The following is an 18,611-nucleotide window of genomic DNA, read 5'->3' on the forward strand; positions in this document are numbered from 1 at the left end:
CGCTGACCGCTACTCCCCAAGCTCGCGCAGGACGGCGCGCCGCTTGGCCCACAGGTTGAGCCCTTCCACCAGCGCCGAGAACCCCATCGAGCCGTAGATGTAGCCCTTGGGAATGTGGATGCCGAGGCCGTCCAGCAGCAGGTACGCACCGATCAGGACGATGAACGCCAGCGCCAGCATCTTCACCGGCGGGTTGCGGTCAATGAAGCGACCCAGCGGGGTGGCCGCGAACAGCATCACCACCACGGCCAGCAGGATCGCGGCCACCATGATCCAGGTGTGGTTGGCCATGCCCACGGCGGCGATCACCGAGTCCAGCGAAAACACGATATCGATCACCGCGATCTGCGCCAGGACCATGCCGAAGGTCGCCACCGGCTTGGCTGGCAGGCCATCGGAATCCTCGCCCCCCAGGATCGAGTCGCGGATCTCCATGGTGCCCTTCACCAGCAGGAAGATGCCGCCCACGATCAGGACCAGGTCGCGCACCGAGATGCCTTCGCCGAACAGCTCGAACAACGGTGTCTTCAGCCCCGCCAGCCAGGCCAACGCGAGCAGAAGCAGGATGCGGCTGATGCACGCGACTGCGATTCCCAGCTTGCGAGCCTTCTCGCGCGTCTGCACCGGCAGGCGGCTCACGGCGATCGAAATGAACACCAGGTTGTCGATGCCAAGCACGATCTCGATCGCGCTCAGGGTCATCAGGGTGATCCAGACTTCCGGATCCATCAGCATTTCAATCACGGGGATTTCCTAGGTTCGACGGGGAACGTGGCGCAAGGGTAATAACTGAGGGTGAGCGCCGCACTATCAACCCGCCGGATCAGGACAACCCGGCCATCAGCCGCGGCCCCAGGATCAGCGACCAGGTCATCAGGACGTTCATCATCAGCACGAACACCGCCGCCGATCCCATGTCCTTCGCCCGGCCGATCAACTCGTGGTACTGGTTGCCAAAGCGCTCGATCACCGCCTCGATGGCGGAGTTGAGGAGCTCGGCGGCCAGGACCAGCAGCATCGTACCGACCAGCAGGACCCTCTCGACCCCGGTGGCTCCAAGCCAGAGTGCGATCGGTGCCAGCAGCACGAACGCGCATACCTCGAGGCGGAAAGAGGACTCGTGCAGCCAGGCCGCCTTCAGCCCCTGGATCGACCATTGGCCCGCCTTGAGCACGCCGCGCGGTCCCCGCGGCACATGGCCGTAGCCGTCAGCCACCTCAGCGCCCCACGTGGAGTGCAACGCGACCAATGGAAACGCACGGCCAGGTCATCAAACTCAAGCGCATCATCCGCACCGGGGCGCGGCAGTGCCGCAGCAAGCGCAGAAGTCTGCCACATCGCCCCATTCCGCGCCTGTCGCAAGGCTGCGTCTCTGCGCTGGCGACAAGGCGTCAGTCCTCGAAAATCGCCACGCCGCGGCTGCCGTCGGGCCGGATCCAGGCGCGGAACATCGTCCCGCTGTTGAATGGCATGGCGATGTTGCCGTCCCGGTCCAGCGCAATCGCGCCACCGTCTCCGCCGGCTGCGGGGACAATCGTGTTGACCACCTCCTGCGCCGCATCCGCCAGCAAATCCCCGCGGTAGGCCACGCGGGCGCAGATATCGTGGGCGACCGCATTGCGGATGTAGAACTCGCCCCAGCCGGTGCCCGAGACGCCGCAGCGGTCATCGGCCCAGGTGCCCGCGCCGATGATCGGCGCATCGCCGACCCGGCCCCATTTCTTGTTGGTCATGCCGCCGGTGCTGGTCGCCGCGGCGATGTGGCCGTGCCGGTCCAGCGCCACGGCGCCGACGGTGCCGAAGTACCGGCCCGGCTCATCGCCGACGTCGGTACGTGCCTGCGCCTTGCGCTGCGCCGCATCCAGCTGACGCCGCCGCTTGTCGGTGTCGAACCACTGGTTGGGAACGCGCTCGACCTCGGGCCGTGTATCGGCGAACGCCTCCGCGCCAGCGCCTGCGAGCATCACGTGCGGCGAGTGCTCCATCACCGCGCGGGCCAGCGCGATCGGGCTGCGCACGGTGGTGACTCCCGCCACGGCTCCGGCGCGGCGGGTGTGTCCTTCCATGATCGAGGCGTCCAGTTCGTGGCCGCCTTCGGCATTGAACACCGCCCCCTTGCCGGCATTGAACCGCGGCGACTCCTCCAGCACGTGCACGGCCGCCTGCACCGCGTCCAGTGCGGCACCGCCGCTGGAGAGGACCGCATTGCCCGCATCCAGGGCGGCGTCCAGATCCGCGCGCGCCGCCTTCTCGTCCTCGGCGCTCAGCGCGTCGCGGGCCACGTACCCCGCTCCGCCGTGGATCACCAAAGCGGTGCGTGGAGTGGCCGGACCCGGACTCTTTGGCGCCTGCTGCGCTCCGGTGGCCGGGGCGGCAAGGCCCAATACGAGAGCCGGCAATACAAGACAGGTTCGCATCGCGAGATCCCCGCTGACAGAGCGATGAGGATAACGCGAGCCGTCGCGCTACTGCTGGCGCAACGCCTCGATCGGGTCCAGCAGGGAGGCCTTGCGCGCCGGGTAGTAGCCGAAGAACAGCCCGGTCGCGATGGAGAACCCGGCCGCGAGCAGGATCACCTGCGCGTTGAGCACCACCGGCAGGGCACCGAACTTGCCGACCAGCAGCGCGCCGGCGATCCCGATCGCAATCCCCACGGCGCCACCGATCAGCGATATCAGCATCGCCTCGGCGAGGAACTGGGAGCGGATGTCCGACGGTCCGGCACCCACCGCCATGCGCAGGCCGATCTCGCGGATCCGCTCGGTCACCGAGACCAGCATGATGTTCATGATGCCGATGCCACCGACGATCAGCGAGATGGTCGCCACTGCCGCCAGCAGCAGCGACATCAGGCGCGTGGTCTGGCTGCGCGCCTCGACGATTTCGGCGATGTTGCGCACGCGGAAGTCGTCGTCGGCGCCCGGCTGCAGCTTGTGGCGCTGGCGCAGCAGCGATTCGATCTGCTCCTGCGCCCACGCCAGGTCATCCGCGCGCGCGACCCCGACCGCGATCTGCTGCACCGCGCCCGGCGGCAGGCCCATCGCTCCCATCAGCCGCCGCCGACCGGTTTCCAACGGCACCAGCATCACGTCGTCCTGGTCCTGGCCGAAGCCGCCCTGCCCCTTGGACGCCAGTACGCCGACCACGGTGAAGGGCACCCGGCCGATGCGCACGCTTTGTCCGACCGGGTCCTCGTCACCGAACAGGGAGCGACGCACGGTCTCGCCCAGGATCACCGGCTTGCTGCCGCCGCCATATTCGCGCGCGTCAAACTCCTCTCCCAGCGCCATTGTCCAGCTCTCCAGCGCGAAATAGTCCGGCTGCACGCCGTACCAGCTGGTGGCCCAGTTGTTCTCGGCAAACACGACCTGGGTGCTGCCGCGCAGCGTGCCGGCGACGTACTGGACCTCCGGCACCTCCTCGCGGATCGCGTCCACATCCCCGGTGGTGAGGGTGTAGGCGCTGCCGGCGCTCATGCGCACGCCGCCGGCGCCACGGCCCGAGTTGGAGCTGATGTCCAGGCGATTGGACCCCAGCCCGGACACCAGCTTGTCGATCTGCGCCTGGGTGCCCTGGCCGACCGACACCATGACGATCACTGCGGCGATGCCGATGATCACCCCCAGCGACGTCAGCGCGCTGCGCAGCCAGTTGCCGCGCAGGGCGAAGATGGCCGTCCGCAGGACCTCGGTGAAATTCATGCCGACGCTCCCTGCTCGTGCAGCTCACCGTCGTGCATGACGAAGGTGCGGTCCGCGTGCGCGGCCACTTCCGGGTCATGGGTGATCAGGATCACCGTGTGGTCGTCGTCGCGAAGCTGCTTGAACAGCGCCAGGATCTCCTCGCCGGTCTTGCTGTCCAGCGCGCCGGTGGGCTCGTCAGCCAGCAGGATCGGCGGCCGGTTGATCAGGGCGCGGGCGATCGCCACGCGTTGCTGCTGGCCGCCGGACAGCTCGCTGGGCCGGTGCTGCTCGCGGCTGCCCAGCCCGACCGCCGCCAGCGCCGCGTGGGCACGTTGCGCGCGCTCGGCGGCCGGCACGTTGGCGTAGCCCATCGGCATGGCCACGTTCTCCAGCGCGCTCATGCGCGGCAGCAGGTTGAAGCCCTGGAAGACGAATCCGATCTTGTCGCGCCGCAGCAGCGCGCGCTCTTCAGCGTCCAGGCTGGCGATGTCGACGCCATCGCAGTGGTAGGTGCCCGTGCTCGGACTGTCGAGGCAGCCCAGCAGGTTCATCAGCGTCGACTTGCCAGAGCCGGATGGACCCATGATGGCGACGAATTCGCCGCGCTCGATCCGCAGGTCGACGTCGCGCAGAGCGACCACCTCGGCCTCGGTGCCCGGCGAGTAGACCTTGCCCAGGCCGCGGGTCTGGATCACCGCGACGGCAGTGCTCATCGTGCCGGACGCCCGCTGCCGATGATCACCTGGTCGCCCTGGGCGATATCGCCCGCCACCTCGGTCCAGCTGCCATCGCTGACGCCAAGGCGCACGGTGATCGGCTTTGGCTTGCCAGCCACCAGGAGGTACAGCGGCGCGCGACGGGCGGCGAGCAGCGAGGCCAGTTCGCCGTCCCAGCGGGCCTTCTTCTCATCCGGGAGGGTCTCGCGGAAGGCGGCGAACTGCTGGGTGAAGCGCTCCTGCATCCGCTGGCGCATCGCACCGCTGTTGCCGGCGCCGGCATTGGCTGGGCCGCGCCCGCCGCCCATCATCGGCGGTCCGCCGGCGGGTGGACGCGAGGGTGCGGCAGTGGCGCGGGCGGCGGCGCGCTCGCGCATGCCGGCCAGCGCCTCATCGAAGGCCGCCTGCTGGTGGGCGTCCAGCTCCAGCGCGGCAGCAATCCGCGGCAGTTCCTCGGTCGGACTGGCGCGCGTGGCGGTCGGTGGCGCAGCCGCGTCGCCCTCAGCGGGCTTGTAACGCAGCGCCGCGTTGGGCACCCGCAGCACGTCATCGCGCCGGCTCACCTCGATCTCGGCGTTGGCGGTCATCCCGGGCAGCAGGATCTGGTCGGGGTTGTCGACCGCCACCACCACGGGGTAGGTGATCACGTTGTTGGTGTTGGTGGCCGACAGTCGCACCTGCTGCACGCTACCGCGGAACTGGCGATCCGGAAACGCATCCACCCCGAACGACACGCCCTGGCCGGTCTTGACCTGGCCGATGTCGGCCTCGTCGATGGCCAGCACGATCTCCATCTTCGACAGGTCCTCGGCGATCTGGAACAGCACCGGCGCCTGCAGGCTGGCGGCCACCGTCTGCCCGGGCTCGACGGTGCGGGTCAGGACCACGCCGTCCACCGGCGAACGGATCTCGGTGCGATCCAGGTTGAGCTGCGAGGTCCGGGTGGATGCGCGCTGCTGGGTGATCTGCGCCTGTGCCGCCTGCACCTGAGCGCGTGCCTGATCGCGCGCGGTGCGCGCCAGGTCGATGTCACTGCTCGCCACCAGCTGGCGCTCGCCCAGTTCGGTCTTGCGGCGGAAATCGGCTTCGGCGTTGGCAGCCGCGGCGCGGGCGGTCGCCAGGCTGGCCTGCGCGGCTTGGACGGCGGCATTGCCCTGCGCGATCTGCGCATCAAAGGTGCTTGGATCGATCCGGGCGATCACCTGCCCCTTGCTCACCGTGTCATTGAAGTCGGCAAGCACCTCGGTGACCAGCCCGGAAATCTGGCTGCCCACGTCGACCGTGGAGATCGCGCCCAGCGTCCCGGTGGCGGAGATGCTCACCCGCACGTCGCCGCGCTCGGCGGTCGCGGTGCGGTAGTCGCCTGCACCGTCCCCGGAAGCACGCTGCTGCCAGAAGTAGACGCCGGCGACCACTAGGGCCAGCAATCCGCCGGCCATCAACAATCGCCGTGGCCACGTCCGGGCCCGGCGGGAGTCAGTGCTCTTGCTGGTCGCTGCAGTCATCGGTGGCGCCGTCAATCCAGGGAATGGAGCCGTCAACGCCCGAGGCGGCCATCGGTTGACCTCCCGGCCACGCCCGCGGCTGCGGCGTCAGGGGAGCAGCCGGATCGTCGCCGTGGTGCCCTTGTCGGGCTGGCTGCGCAGGCTCACCGGCCAACCCACCCGTTCGCCCAGGCGGTAGGTGATCGCCAGGCCCATTCCCTTGCGGTCTTCGCTGGCGATGTCAGCGCGGTAGAAAGGCATGAAGGCCTTGGCCAGGGTTTCCGGATCCATGCCGATACCGCTGTCACGCACCACGATTTCCTGCGCCGACATGCGCACCTGGATGCGTCCCAGGTTGGTGAAGTGCGCCGCATTGCTGAGCAGGTTGCCGACCATCACCGCCAGCACGTGCGGGGAACCCACCACGCTGGGCGCGCCCTCGTCGAGCAGCTCGATGGAGACCGGCTTGTCCGCCAGCAGCGGCTGCATGCGTTCCACCTGCTCGCGCACCACCTCGCCCACGTCGAACTCGCGGTCCTGCGGGCCCACATCCGATTCGCGGGCCAGGATCAGGAAGGCGTCAATGACCGCCTCCATGTCGCGACCCGCGCGCTGCACCCGCGCCAGCGCCCGACTGGTCGCCGGCAAGGTGTTGGGGTCGGCGAGCAGCATGTCGGTCGCCACCCGGATCACCGTCAGCGGGGTGCGCAGCTCGTGGCTGGCATCGCGCGTGAAGTCGCGCTCGCGCTGGACAAATTCGGCCACGCGGTCGGCCAGCCCGACCAATGCCTCGGCCAATTGCTGCACCTCCACGCCGGCTTCGGCCGGCAGGCTGCCGGCCTTGATGGCGGTCACGTCCGATTCGCGCGGGTCCCAGCGCGAGACCACGCCCGCCAGCCAGCTGACCGGTGCGACCAGCCGCTTGGAGGTGCGATAGGTCAGCCAGGTGACCAGGTACGTCGCCAGCAACGACAACAGCAACGAGACCAGCCCGGTCAGGCCGATCGCGCGATCGATGTGGCCGGACTCGAAACTCAGGTAGAACGTGTCCGGTCCCCGGGTCTCCACCAGCACGACCTCATCGCTAAAGCGCTGCCGGGGTGAGCGGCCGGGGCCTGGCACGGTGGGTGCGGAGATCCGATGGCGTCCGGCGGGCAGCCCGCGCATGTAGTCCGGCACCGCCCGCCCTCCGGCGCCCGTGGGCGATAGATAGCCGGTCAGGGTGGCCGTCTGCGGCAGGGGGTAGGCCGGATTGCTCGCGCGCCCGGCCCAGAAGGTCGCCGCCTCGGCGTCCAGCCGCTCCTGGATGACGCTGTCGCGCACGATCACGCCGGTCAGCAGCACGCCGCCGGTAATGACGATGCTCGCCAGCGCCGCCTGCAGCAAAAACGCCAGCTTGATCCGCCGCGGCAGCCCGGGAGTCATTGACACAACCGCAACGTCATTCCTGCGGCTGCGAGATGTCCGCCACGCGATAGCCGGCCGACTGCACGGTGTGCAGCAGTTGCTTGTCGAACGGTTTGTCGATCGTCTTGCGCAGGTTGTAGAGGTGGCTGCGCAGGGTGTCGGAATCGGGCAGGCCATTGCCCCAGATCTCGCGCTCGATTTCCTGGCGGCTGACCACCCTCGGCGACTCGCGCATCAGGATCGTCAGCAGGCGCAGGCCGATCGGCGAGAGCTGCAGCTCGCTGCCGCCACGGGTGACGCGCAGGCTGGCCGGATCCAGCACCAGATCGGCCACCTTGAGCACCTCCCCGCCCACCTGGCGGCGCTCGCGCCGGATCAGTGCACGCAGGCGCGCCTCCAGCTCCTGGATGGCGAACGGCTTGGTCAGGTAGTCATCCGCGCCCGCCGACAGACCGGTCAGCTTCTCGTCCAGGGTGTCGCGCGAGGTCAGCATCAGCACCGGCGTGGACTTGCGCGCTTCCTCGCGCAGGCGCTTGCACACTTCCAGACCGTCCAGGCGTGGCAGCATCAGGTCCAGCACGATGACGTCGTAGCTGTTCTCCGCGGCGAGGCGATAGCCGTCCAGCCCGTCGGCGGCAAAGTCGACCTCAAAGCCTTTGCTCTCGAGGTATTCGCCGACCATCTCGGAAATATTGCGGTTGTCTTCAATGATGAGGACGAGTCCGCCGTCTTGCGTGTTCTGCATGTAAGTCCCCTAGGCTTCAGTTTTGTGAAGGCTGACGCCAAAGGGGTCTACACGGCGTGAAGGCGGGGCCACAGATGACCGGGCCAACCGTCGCGAAACGGATCTTTCAGCGACGCGCGCTCACCCGCCACACCACTCCTGCCAGGGCAGTGCGGTATCTCCCAGCGCGACGAAGCCGCCATTGAGCAGGCTCGCGCGTTGGTTGTAGCGGAACGGACGTCCCAGCGGATCGAACAGCCCACCGCCGGCCCCTTCCAGAATGGCCTGGCCGGCGGCAGTGTCCCACTCGCTGGTCGGCCCGAAGCGCGGATACACGTCCAGCTCACCCTCGGCGAGCAGGCAGAATTTCAGCGACGAGCCCATGCCCAGCGGCTGCGTGTCGCCCATGCGGGCGATGAAGTCGATGCTGCGCTGGTCGCGATGGGAACGGCTGGCGGCCACCCGCAGGGGCGGCGTGGCCGGGGCCCGCGCCTGCACCGCACGGTCGCTGCCCCCATTCTCGCGGCGAAAAGCACCCAACCCGGCACCGCCGTGCCACACCACGCCGGTCGCCGGCGCCTGGATCACGCCCCAGGTGGCGACCCCGCTTTCGATCAGCGCGATGTTGACGGTGAACTCGCCGTTGCGCTTGATGAATTCGCGCGTGCCATCCAGCGGATCGACCAGCCACAGGCGCGACCACCGGCGGCGCTCGGCGATGTCGTGGCTGGAGGACTCCTCCGAAAGCAGCGGAATGGCGGGCGTCAGACTCGCCAGCCCCGCCGCGATGCAGCGATGGGCGGCCAGGTCGGCGGCGGTGACGGGCGAACGGTCGTCCTTGTGGTCGACGTCGAATTCACCCCGGTAGACCTTAAGAATTTCCGCAGCGGCCGCACGGGCAACGCGGATCACGCCCTCGCGCAGTGCCGGCTCGATCATGCGCTCGTCCCGGCTCGGCGCAGCGCTGCCTGCTCCTGCGGCTCAGCCATGGATGCGCAACCACTCACGCACGATGAACAAGGCGGCCAGACTCCTGCCCTCGGAGAAATCCTCGCGCAGGATCAGCTCATGCAGCGCATCCATGCGCCACGGCACGACCTCCAGCGGCTCGGGCTCATCGCCCGGCAAGCGCTCCTCGTAGAGGTCGCGAGCCAGGACGACATGGGCCGAGTGGCTCATGTAGGACGGCGCCAGGGTCAGTTCGCGCAGGTTGAGCAGGGAGCGCGCGCCATAGCCGGCTTCCTCCTTCAACTCGCGATCACCCGCCTCCACCGGACTCTCCCCGGCATCGATGCGCCCTTTCACCAAACCCAGCTCGTGGCGGTGGACGCCGGCAGCGTATTCCCGCACCAACAGGACGGTGTCCGCGTCCAGCATCGGCACCACGATCACCGCGCCGTGGCCACGTCCGTGCATGCGCTGGAACCGGCGCCGTTCGCCGTTGCTGAACTCCAGGTCGAGCTCTTCCACACGGTACGGCGCCGCGTCGGTCTCGACGATGCGGTGGATGATCGGCAGCTTGCGCGTCATCCGTGACGCCCCGGAGCGCGGGCGCGACAGCGCGGAACAGCGATAATGGAAAAATGACGAGTCTGGATCACGATTCCATGATGCTAGCAGAGGCCAGCGGATGCGCCTGACCCGGGTACACGTGGACACGCCGCTGGCGGCTGGCGAAGAGCTGCCGTTACCCGAGGGCCCGGCGACCCACCTGAGCCGCGTGTTGCGTCTGGCGGTCGGCGATCGCTGCGTGCTGTTCAATGGCGACGGCAACGACTACCCGTCCATCGTGACGACCATCGGCAAGCGCGAGGTGCGCGTGCGCCTGGAGGCGCCGGTTGCGGTGGATAACGAGTCGCCGCTGCGCATCGTGCTGCTGCAGGGAATTGCCCGCGGCGAAAAGATGGACCTGATCCTGCAGAAGGCGACCGAGCTGGGAATCGCCGAAGTGCGGCCGCTGGTTTCGCAACGCAGCGAGGTCAAACTTGATGACGCGCGCGCGGCGAGGCGGCTCAGCCACTGGCAAGCCGTCGTCGCGGCCGCGTGCGGTCAATGCGGGCGGGCACGCGTGCCAAGGGTGGCCGCACCGGAACCGCTGGCCAAGGTGCTGGCGGGCCTCGATCCGGACGCCGAGGACGCCCGTTCGGCGCTCCCATCCGGCGATGCGCCGCTGCGATTGCTGCTGGACCCCGACGGCGGCCTCGCACTCAACGGGTTGCCGCTTGGCTTGGGCAATGCCGGGGTCGTGCTGGCGGTTGGCCCCGAGGGTGGCTGGTCACCGGCTGATCGCGTGCAACTGCTCGCAGCCGGTTTCCGCGGATTGCGCTTGGGCCCACGGATCCTGCGAACGGAAACCGCGGGGCTGGCGGCGATCGCGGCATTGCAAGCCGGTTTTGGCGACTTGCGCTGAGAGCCGCTTGGCCTGCCGCGATGGCGCCGATCTCAAGCCGCCGCGGACAGCGTCTCGATAATGAGGGTCTCGACGGCGACCAAGTCGGGCACGTACGCGTCGTCCTCGTTCAGGCGTACCTCGGCAAGCACCATCGGGGGTAGCTCGGCTGGATCGCCGCTGGTCTCCAGGGTCGCACGCGACACCGTCACCAGCCTGGGGAACCCTTGGCTGAGGATGGCGAAATACGGGGCCTTCGGGTTGCCGCCCAAGGCCTTCAGCACCAGCACCTTGCTGTTCAGCGTGCCTTGTTCGTCGGCCAGCCCGGTCAGTTGTGCGAAGCCGATCAAGGGGACCTGCCAGCCGCGCCAGCGGGTCCGGCCCAGCAGCCATGCCGGCGCACCGACAACGGATTCGGGCGGCGCAAACGACATCACCTCGGCCACCGTCGCGTTGGGCAGCAGCAGGCGCGCGCCGGCAATCTGGATGAGCACGCCGCGGATGTCGCGTTCGGCACCATCGCCAGATGGGCCGGTGTCGTGGTGAAGCGTCATCACTGGATCATTGGACATTGTCATTCCTCAGGCCGGCCAGCGATCGGCCAGCCGCTGCGCCATTTCTGCCGGGGTTGCGGTGTCGCCGCCGCGGGCTTCCAATGCGGCCGACGCGGTGGCGTCATAGCAGCCTTCGGCCGTCTGGCCGGCGACCAGCGCGCCCGCCCAGCCGTGCCGCAGGGCCGTGTCGAGGACCGAAGGGTCGGTACCGCTGAGCAGCAACACCGCGCTGTCACTCGACGGCAAGGCGGCGAGCAGCTCGGTGCCCGCCTGGAAGCGCACGCCGGCATCGTTCACCGCCACGCCGAGGTCATCGGGCAGGATGTAGACCGTGCCCGCCATCGCGTACTGGTCGTGCTCGGCTAGCCGGACCGGAAGTTCGGTCGCCCGCTGCATCTGTGCCACGAGCCGGTCGTGGCGACCACCGTCCAGGTGTTGCTGGATCAGGATGGGTCGCGGGAATTCGGTCGGCAATGCGGCAACCAGCTGGCGAACCGCATCCGGTCCGCCCAGTCCGGCCAGCACCAGCACGGCGCCGCGCGACTGCTCAGGCTCGTCTTCTTCTGGCGAGTCGTCCACCAGGCTCAGGCCGGCGATGCGTTCTTCCAGTTCATCGATGTCGCGCGCGAAACGCTCGTCGGTGCCCGTGGACATTACGGCCGCCGGGGCGGATCCGTCGTCCAGGCTGAGTTCGCCGAACCGCGGCGTTGCCTCGGGTTCGTGTTCGGCGAACACCGGATCGAAGGGGTTGATCGTCTCGACCACGTCGGGCCCCGCGGTCTCGACCGAAACGGCGGCGAGGCCGGTATCGGCTTCCCATGACAGCTCGGCGTCGTCCAGTTGGAGCTCAGTACCGTCAGTGCCGGCCGCGCTTTCCGGGGTGGTCGATTCCGCTTCCTGCTCGGTTCCCGGCGGAAGCACGTCGCCGTGGCGCTGCATCTTGGCTACCAGGTGGCGCTGCCAGCGTGCCATGTCCCAGCCCTCGCGCGCCGCGGCCAGGCTGGCCTCCTCGTAGATGACCTCCAGATCCGGATCGGCCAGCGCCTCGTCAAACGCCTCCAGCGCGTCCTCGACCTGCGGATCCAGAGCGACCAGCACGACTTTGGCCCCGCTCGCGGCGACGTCGGCCGGGACGATATCCTGCGGATCGCATTCGAGCGCGCATTGCGCCCCGGCCGCCTCGATCGCCTCGCGCAGCCGGTCGCGCGCCGCGCCTTCGCGCGCCAGCAGGGCGACCTTCAGCGCCTCACTGCTCATGGCGGTTCTCAAGGGCGAGCAGCTCGTACACGTTGCGCATCAATTCGGGTTCCTGGTACGGCTTGCCAAGGTACCGGTCCACGCCGATCTCCATCGCTCGCTGGCGATGCTTGTCGCCGGTGCGCGAGGTGATCATCACGATCGGGACATCGCGCAGGCGCGCATCGGCCTTCATCCGCGTCGCCAGCTCGTAGCCGTCCATGCGCGGCATCTCGATATCCAGCAGCATCAGGTCCGGGACCATCTCCGCCATCCGCTCCAGCGCATCCAGGCCGTCGCGCGCGGTGGCGACCTCGAAGTTGTGCCGCTCCAGGATGCGCCCGGTGACCTTGCGCATGGTCACCGAATCGTCGACGACCATGACCAGCGGAACCGGTCGCGACTCCACCGCCGCGACCGGCGCCACCAGCGCGGCCAGCGGCATCGAGACGGCACGCCTGACCAGCGGGGCGACATCCAGGATCACCACCACGCGGCCATCGCCCATGATGGTCGCGCCGAAGATGCCCGGCATCGATGCCACCTGCGGCCCGACCGGCTTGACCACGATCTCGCGGTTGCCGATGACCTGGTCGACCGTCACCGCGGCATGCAGATCGCCGGAGCGGATCAGCAGCACGGGCACCTGCAACTGGCCTTCGGCCTTCGCCGGCGCCTGGCCGACGAGCTGTCCCAGGTCATGCACCGCGTAGTCATCACCGCCGTAGCGGTAATTGGCCTCGCGCGGCTGGCCCTGGTCGTCGACCAGCTCCTCCCGGGCGATGCGGCCGACACCGCGGACCGAAGCAATCGGCACGGCAAAGGTGGTCTCGCCGATCTTGACGAACACCGCCTGGGTGACCGCCAGGGTCTGCGGCAGACGCAGGACGAAGGTGGTTCCCTGTCCCGGGCGGGACTGGATGTCCAGCGAGCCACCGAGCTGGCGGACCTCGCTGGCGACCACGTCCATGCCCACGCCGCGTCCTGCCAGACGGCTGACGGAATCGGCCGTCGAGAAGCCCGGCTGGAAAATCAGCGAATGCAGCGCGAAATCGCTCATGACCGCGTCCGGCGCGAGCAGGCCGCGCTCCTCGCCGCGGCGGCGGATGGCGGCGCTGTCGAGCCCGCGACCATCGTCGCTGACCTCCAGCACCACTTCGGAGCCTTCGCGCCGGATCGCAATGCGGACGATCCCTTCCTCGGGCTTGCCCGCGCTGCGGCGTTGCTCAGGCGTCTCCACGCCGTGCGCGATCGCGTTGCGCAGCATGTGCTCCAGCGGCGCGGTCATGCGCTCCAGCACGTTGCGGTCCAGCTCGCCCTGCGCGCCGTCCAGCTTGAGGGCGACCTGCTTGCCCAGCTCGCCGGAGGCCTGGCGGATGACCCGGCGCAGGCGTGGCAACAGGCCATCGAAGGGCACCATGCGCGTGCGCATGAGGCCTTCCTGCAGGTCCGAGCTGACCCGCGACTGCTGCAGCAGCAGGGTCTCGTACTGGCGGGTCAGGTCATCCAGGGTGACCTGCAGGCTGCTCTGGTCGGCGGCCGACTCGGACAGGCCGCGCGAGAGCTGCTGCAGGTTGGAGAAGCGGTCCAGCTCCAGCGGATCGAAGGCCTGCTCGGCGTCCTCGCCTTCGCGCTGGTAGCGCGCGACGATCTGGGCCTCGGTCTCCATCTCCAGGCGGCGCAGCTGATCGCGCATGCGCTCGTTGGTGGCGGCCATCTCGCCGATTGCGCCGCGGAATGCGCCCAGCTGCTGCTCCAGGCGGGCGCGGTAGATCGCCACTTCGCCGGCGTAGTTGACCAGCCGGTCCAGCAGGTCGGCGCGGATGCGCACCTGCTCCTTCGGGGCACGGATGCCGATCTCGTCGTCGTCATCGTGCTGCTCGACGATCGGCGCGGAAAGCGGGCCGACGTCGACCGTTTTGTGGATCACCTGGGCGACTGGGACGACGCTTTCGATGTCGTCAACGACGCGCGCCGATGCCGAGGTTTCCGGCACATCGGTGGTTTCCGGCTGCGCTGCGTCTGACGCATCACTGGTCGCCGCGGCGTCCTCTGCCCCTTCGGCACCTGCGGTCGCACTCGTCTGCGCGACCACGCTCGCCAACGGTTTCGCCGGCACATCGGCGACTCCCGCAACCACGGCCTGGCCGCTCGCGCGCGCTTCGAACTCGTGGATCAGCGCCGTCGGCATCGCAATGGCGCGGCGATCGCCGACACGGGTCAGCATGGCGTGCAGGCGGTCGAAGCCGCGTTCAAGCAACGGCACTCCGTCGCTGCCGAGCTCGGAGCGCTGCGCCACCACCGCTTCCAGCAGCGACTCCATGACGTGGCCGAGTTCGCCGACCTCCATGATGCCGCACATGCGCGCGCCGCCCTTGAGCGTATGCAGGTCGCGCTGCAGGCCCACCAGCAACTCGTCGTCGCCCGGGCTCTCGCGGAGCTGGGCCAGCAGGGAGTCGGAGTGGTCCAGCAGATCGCCGCCCTCCTCCACGAAGATGTCGACCAGCTCCGGGTCCAGGTCGCTCAGGTCGAGCGGCTCATCGGGATCCTCGATGGTCGCAAACGCCACCGACGGTGCGACGACGATGGCTTCGGCACTCGCGGCGATCGCCGGCGCGTCGGAATCGGCATCGGCGTCGGCGTCGGCGTCAGCCTCCGGGCCCTCGCCCTGCTCACCTGCAATCCGCTCGGCCTCGTACTGCGCCTCCAGGCGCGCGTACTCGGCCGCATCTTCGGCTTCCACGCGCTCGGCTTCGATGCGCTCGGCCTCAAGCCGCTCGGCTTCAAGGCGCTCGGCCTCAATCCGCTCGGCTTCTACGCGCTCGGCCTCAAGCCGCTCGACTTCTGCACGCTCGGCCTCGAGCTGCTCCGCCTCGATTCGCGCCGCTTCGATACGCGCCGCTTCAAGCCGTTCGGCTTCGATGCGCTCGGCCTCGATCTGTTCGGCTTCGATGCGCTCGGCCTCAAGCTGCTCGGCTTCGATGCGCTCGGCTTCGAGCCGTTCCGCCTCGATCCGTTCCGCTTCCTCGCGCTCGGCTTCAAGACGTTCGAGCTCAAGGCGTTCGGCTTCAACACGCTCAGCCTCGACCCGCTCCGCGTCAAGCCGCTCGGCTTCGATCCGATCCGCCTCAATCTGCTCTGCCTCGAGTCGCTCCGCCTCAACGCGCTCGGCTTGGATGCGCTCGGCGTGGACCCGCTCGGCCTCGAGCCGCTCGGCTTCGATGCGCTCGGCCTCAACACGCTCGGCTTCGATACGCTCGGCTTCCAGCCGCTCGGCCTCAAGCTCTTCGGCCTCCGCGGAATCCTCAACTTCGCCGACCAGACCGGTCTCGGAATCCGGATCAGCTTGCGCGCTGTCCGTCGTATCCACGTAGGGAGTGAGGTTGACCACCGACGGGCCGGCGGTCGGAACGCTGGGCAGCGGCACATCCAGATCGACCGGATGCTGGGTTCGCACTTCCGGCAGGCTGTCGCGCAAGGCGAGCAGTTGCTCGGCGACACCGGCAAACGCGGGAATACGTGGATGGCTCGACTGCAGCGCCGCCATGGTGTGCTCGACCGCTGCGCACACCGCCGCGATCCCCGCGACGCCGTCGGCGCTGGCGGGCTCGCCGGCGACCAGCAGGCGGCGCACATACGCCTCGGCCGGCGTGGTGATGTCGGTAATCACCGGCACCTCCGTCATCGCGAAGGCGCCGTTGAGCGTGTGGATGGCGCGCTGCAGGCGATCGTCGGCCGGCTGCGGTGTCTGCTGCGCCTCGCCCAGCCACTGCTGGATCGTTTCCAGGTGTCCGGTGACCTCGCTGTTGAGGATCTCCAGCAGCACTGCATCGACCGATGCGGGCACACCCTCCAGCTCCAGCGCCGGCTCGTCCTCCACGGTCGGCACACCCGCATCCGCGCCGGACACGTCGGGCTGCGCCGTTGTCTGCTCTTCGTGCGCAGACGCGCTGTAGAACACCTCCTGCCCTTCCGCGACCCGCTCGGCCACGGCTTCCAGGGCGGCCAGATCGGCGCTGACCGAGCCGGTGCCGGCCAGGGCGGCATGCAGCTGCGGCAGCACGGCGTGGGCCTGCTGCACCAACGCAACCACCGCCGGGCTGGCAAGCCGGGTTCCGCCGAGCACGCCGTTGAGCATGCTTTCCACTTTCCAGCTGAACTCGCCCAGCGTCCTCGCACCGACCAGACGGCCGCTGCCCTTCAGGGTGTGGAACACGCGGCGGATGCCACGCAGCTGCTCCATGTTTTCCGGCGCGTGCTGCCACTGGCCCAGCATCGTGCCCAGATTGGCGATTTCCTCTTCGAGCTCCTCGAGGAACACCTCGCGGATCTCGTCGTCGATGTCGTCGCTCGTTTCGAACCCGTCCGCATCGACCGGAACTGCGGCCGGGGTGGCCACGGTTTCGACATGCTCGGCCGTCTCGACCCCGTCGCTGTCGACCGGCAGCCCGCTGACGGGCACCGGCTCGGAGCGTGCGGGTTCGTCGCCCGCATCGAGTCCGGCGTCGGGCGCGTCAATCTCTTCGCTCGGGTTCCCGGCAGGCTCGACCCAAAGCGGGGCGTCCATCCGGCGCGCCGCGGTGGCCCACTGGTCCAGCGCGGCGGCGGCGTCCTCCTCATCCTGCTCCGACACCGGCGAGGCCGTCTGGTCGGCCTCCGCCTGCTCTTCGGGCACCGGCCAATAGCTCAGCGCTTCCAAGCTGGAACGGGCGATTTCGAGGATCCGGTCGCGGTTGGGACGCTGCTCGCGCAGCGCCTCCAGGTAGTACTCCACGCTGGCCAGGGCGTCGGCCAGGGTGTCCAGCTGCTTGCCGTGGGGAATGCGTTTGCGGCCGATCAGCTCAACCTCGATGTAGCGCTTCACCCCATACAGGTAGTCCGCCGGCGGGTTCAGGTCCAGGATGCGCAATGCCCCGCAGACCTCGTCCAGCAGGCGCGGGATTTCCACGAGTTCGGCGTGGTCCCAGTTGGTCTCCACGAAAGCGACGAAGGACTGGCGGGCGTCACCGAAGTTGCCGATGGCCTCGCGCACGACCACTTCGAGCACTTTGCGCGACTCGCTCTCGAGCAGGTCCTTGTCGGCGCGCTCGTCCGACAGCCCCAGGCGTGCCACCTGGTCGTCCAGCGAGGTCTCCACGTACAGCAACGCACCGGCCACATCCAGCAGCGCCGATTCGTCGGCATCGCGGTTGCCGGCGACGATCTCGTGCATGGCGTCGCGTTGCTGCATCACCACGCCACGCGCCACGCCCAGCCCCATCATCCCCAGGGTGTCGCTGACGCGGCCGAGGGCGTCGACCTGCGGGCGCAGGTCCTCGACCCCGGTCTGGCCTGTGCGCAGGTGCAGGTCCAGCGCATCCTTGACCCGCAGCAGGTCTTCCTTGATTGCCGCCGACACCGTGTCCAGCAGCGCGCGGTTGCGCCCGCTCAGGCTGCCACGGGCGTGGTCCAGTTCGGATTCCGACGGCAACTGGCTGTCGAGTTCGAAGGTTTTGCGCAGACTGTCCAGCGCCGGATGGCCGCCATCGCTGTGGGCGACGTGGTACAGCAACTGGCGGGTCGGCTCGGCGTTGGGCTCGATGCCGGGGACGCTGAAATCGTCGCGCAGCAGCTGGCGCGCTTCGCGCTCGACGCCGCCGAACGCCTGGCGCAGGGCGCGGGTCGCAGGCAGGGCGCCATCGCGCAGCGCACCGGCCACCGAGGAGGCCACCCACAGCATGCGTCGCAGGGGCTCGACCGAGACTTCGGCCAGCAGTCCATCGACCACTTCGGCCAGCCGGGCCGGATCGGCAGGCTCGCCGCCTTCGGGCCACTGCGCCATGGCCTCGCGCAGACCGGTCAGGTTCGCGCTCATCGGCTGCACGCCGGTGCGGATGGTCGGCGCGTCTTCGATCACCGGTGCCGGCAGGTCGACGGGCAGCGGGCGATCCAGGTTGGGTGCAAACAGGACGCTTTCGTTGAGGCCCGACTCGCCGCGCGTGGCGCGCAGCTCGTTGAGCAGCGGCAGCAGCACGATGGGGATGTCGCGGTGGCCGCTCTGCAGGCGTTCCAGGTAATCGGGCAACTGGACCGCGCCGCGCATCAGGATCGTGCAGGCGACGTCGCGGTTGGCAATCTCGCCGTGCAGCAGGCCAAGGGCGAGCCGTTCCATTTCCTCGGCGACCATCGCCGGAGCGTACAGCTCGACCATGCGCAGCGTGCCGTGCACCTGGTGCAGGTGGCTGGCACAGATGCGCATCGCCTCGCTGTCGGCGGGCGACTCGGCGAAGGCCTCGATCTGCTCGCGTGCCTGGCGCAGGGTCTCGTCCAGCTCCGGCTTGATCCAGCCCAGCGTGGTGGTGTCGATGGCATCGCGCATCACCGTCATGGCGCGATGCTCCATTGCGCTGCGCACTGGCGCAGCGGGTGCGGGCGGCGG

At 68.9% G+C, this 18,611-nt stretch carries 14 protein-coding genes; 1 reads left to right on the forward strand and 13 read right to left on the reverse strand.

Annotated elements, in window-relative coordinates:
- Positions 1–9: 9 nt before the first annotated feature.
- The 10 genes from INQ40_RS10470 to nudE all read right to left on the reverse strand — a co-directional run bounded on the left by INQ40_RS10470 (position 10) and on the right by nudE (position 9,544).
- Positions 10–735 (reverse strand): TerC family protein, encoded by a 726-nt coding sequence (locus tag INQ40_RS10470; protein ID WP_194342529.1) that lies wholly within the window; start codon positions 733–735, stop codon positions 10–12.
- An 88-nt stretch (positions 736–823) separates the two neighbouring features.
- Positions 824–1,216, reverse strand: a complete 393-nt coding sequence (locus tag INQ40_RS10475) for a diacylglycerol kinase (protein WP_194340378.1) — start codon at positions 1,214–1,216, stop codon at positions 824–826.
- Positions 1,217–1,391: 175 nt separating this feature from the next.
- On the reverse strand, positions 1,392–2,282 hold the full coding sequence (locus tag INQ40_RS10480) for an isoaspartyl peptidase/L-asparaginase (protein WP_345776523.1): 891 nt from the start codon (positions 2,280–2,282) through the stop codon (positions 1,392–1,394).
- Between the two features lie 183 nt (positions 2,283–2,465).
- The gene (locus tag INQ40_RS10485) at positions 2,466–3,701 is read right to left on the reverse strand and encodes an ABC transporter permease (protein ID WP_194340380.1); all 1,236 of its coding nucleotides are present in this window, start codon (positions 3,699–3,701) and stop codon (positions 2,466–2,468) included.
- Positions 3,698–4,396, reverse strand: coding sequence for an ABC transporter ATP-binding protein (locus INQ40_RS10490; RefSeq protein ID WP_194340381.1), 699 nt, complete (start codon positions 4,394–4,396; stop codon positions 3,698–3,700). Before INQ40_RS10490 ends, INQ40_RS10485 begins: the two co-directional genes overlap by 4 nt.
- Positions 4,393–5,838: an efflux RND transporter periplasmic adaptor subunit gene (locus INQ40_RS10495; RefSeq protein WP_194340382.1), complete on the reverse strand. Its 1,446-nt coding sequence runs from the start codon at positions 5,836–5,838 to the stop codon at positions 4,393–4,395. Before INQ40_RS10495 ends, INQ40_RS10490 begins: the two co-directional genes overlap by 4 nt.
- Before the next feature lie 153 nt (positions 5,839–5,991).
- Complete coding sequence (locus INQ40_RS10500) at positions 5,992–7,308, reverse strand: HAMP domain-containing sensor histidine kinase (protein ID WP_194340383.1); 1,317 nt, start codon at positions 7,306–7,308, stop codon at positions 5,992–5,994.
- Positions 7,309–7,324: 16 nt separating this feature from the next.
- Positions 7,325–8,035 carry a response regulator transcription factor gene (locus INQ40_RS10505; protein ID WP_043957701.1) on the reverse strand — a complete coding sequence of 237 codons (711 nt, stop codon included), beginning with the start codon at positions 8,033–8,035 and terminating at the stop codon, positions 7,325–7,327.
- Positions 8,036–8,155: 120 nt separating this feature from the next.
- The gene (gene cysQ, locus INQ40_RS10510; protein ID WP_194340384.1) at positions 8,156–8,953 is read right to left on the reverse strand and encodes a 3'(2'),5'-bisphosphate nucleotidase CysQ; all 798 of its coding nucleotides are present in this window, start codon (positions 8,951–8,953) and stop codon (positions 8,156–8,158) included.
- A 42-nt stretch (positions 8,954–8,995) separates the two neighbouring features.
- Positions 8,996–9,544 (reverse strand): ADP compounds hydrolase NudE, encoded by a 549-nt coding sequence (gene nudE, locus INQ40_RS10515; protein ID WP_194340385.1) that lies wholly within the window; start codon positions 9,542–9,544, stop codon positions 8,996–8,998.
- 100 nt (positions 9,545–9,644) lie between these two features.
- Between nudE and INQ40_RS10520 the strand changes: the two genes are divergently transcribed.
- A complete protein-coding gene (locus tag INQ40_RS10520) occupies positions 9,645–10,424 on the forward strand; it encodes a 16S rRNA (uracil(1498)-N(3))-methyltransferase (RefSeq protein WP_194340386.1) in 780 nt (259 codons plus the stop codon).
- Positions 10,425–10,456: 32 nt separating this feature from the next.
- Here the strand turns inward: INQ40_RS10520 and INQ40_RS10525 are convergent, their stop codons facing one another.
- The 3 genes from INQ40_RS10525 to INQ40_RS10535 are packed head-to-tail and all read right to left on the reverse strand — an operon-like array spanning position 10,457 to position 18,560.
- Positions 10,457–10,975 carry a chemotaxis protein CheW gene (locus INQ40_RS10525; protein ID WP_228481998.1) on the reverse strand — a complete coding sequence of 173 codons (519 nt, stop codon included), beginning with the start codon at positions 10,973–10,975 and terminating at the stop codon, positions 10,457–10,459.
- A 9-nt stretch (positions 10,976–10,984) separates the two neighbouring features.
- Positions 10,985–12,214, reverse strand: coding sequence for a chemotaxis protein CheB (locus INQ40_RS10530; RefSeq protein ID WP_194340387.1), 1,230 nt, complete (start codon positions 12,212–12,214; stop codon positions 10,985–10,987).
- Positions 12,204–18,560 carry an Hpt domain-containing protein gene (locus tag INQ40_RS10535; RefSeq protein ID WP_194340388.1) on the reverse strand — a complete coding sequence of 2,119 codons (6,357 nt, stop codon included), beginning with the start codon at positions 18,558–18,560 and terminating at the stop codon, positions 12,204–12,206. The genes INQ40_RS10530 and INQ40_RS10535 overlap by 11 nt, the downstream gene beginning before the upstream one ends.
- Positions 18,561–18,611: the final 51 nt, after the last annotated feature.

The sequence above is a fragment of the Lysobacter sp. H21R4 genome (assembly GCF_015277535.1).
Classification (GTDB): domain Bacteria; phylum Pseudomonadota; class Gammaproteobacteria; order Xanthomonadales; family Xanthomonadaceae; genus Novilysobacter; species Novilysobacter ciconiae.

What these genes read in the sequence shown, in the direction of transcription:
- cysQ (WP_194340384.1), bottom strand. Translation starts at nt 8,953, where the DNA reads ATGATCGAGCCGGCACTGCGCGAGGGCGTGATCCGCGTTGCCCGTGCG.
- INQ40_RS10505 (WP_043957701.1), bottom strand. Translation starts at nt 8,035, where the DNA reads ATGCAGAACACGCAAGACGGCGGACTCGTCCTCATCATTGAAGACAAC.
- nudE (WP_194340385.1), bottom strand. Translation starts at nt 9,544, where the DNA reads ATGACGCGCAAGCTGCCGATCATCCACCGCATCGTCGAGACCGACGCG.
- INQ40_RS10490 (WP_194340381.1), bottom strand. Translation starts at nt 4,396, where the DNA reads ATGAGCACTGCCGTCGCGGTGATCCAGACCCGCGGCCTGGGCAAGGTC.
- INQ40_RS10500 (WP_194340383.1), bottom strand. Translation starts at nt 7,308, where the DNA reads ATGACTCCCGGGCTGCCGCGGCGGATCAAGCTGGCGTTTTTGCTGCAG.
- INQ40_RS10525 (WP_228481998.1), bottom strand. Translation starts at nt 10,975, where the DNA reads ATGTCCAATGATCCAGTGATGACGCTTCACCACGACACCGGCCCATCT.
- INQ40_RS10485 (WP_194340380.1), bottom strand. Translation starts at nt 3,701, where the DNA reads ATGAATTTCACCGAGGTCCTGCGGACGGCCATCTTCGCCCTGCGCGGC.
- INQ40_RS10530 (WP_194340387.1), bottom strand. Translation starts at nt 12,214, where the DNA reads ATGAGCAGTGAGGCGCTGAAGGTCGCCCTGCTGGCGCGCGAAGGCGCG.
- INQ40_RS10495 (WP_194340382.1), bottom strand. Translation starts at nt 5,838, where the DNA reads ATGGCCGGCGGATTGCTGGCCCTAGTGGTCGCCGGCGTCTACTTCTGG.
- INQ40_RS10470 (WP_194342529.1), bottom strand. Translation starts at nt 735, where the DNA reads ATGCTGATGGATCCGGAAGTCTGGATCACCCTGATGACCCTGAGCGCG.
- INQ40_RS10520 (WP_194340386.1), top strand. Translation starts at nt 9,645, where the DNA reads ATGCGCCTGACCCGGGTACACGTGGACACGCCGCTGGCGGCTGGCGAA.
- INQ40_RS10535 (WP_194340388.1), bottom strand. Translation starts at nt 18,560, where the DNA reads ATGACGGTGATGCGCGATGCCATCGACACCACCACGCTGGGCTGGATC.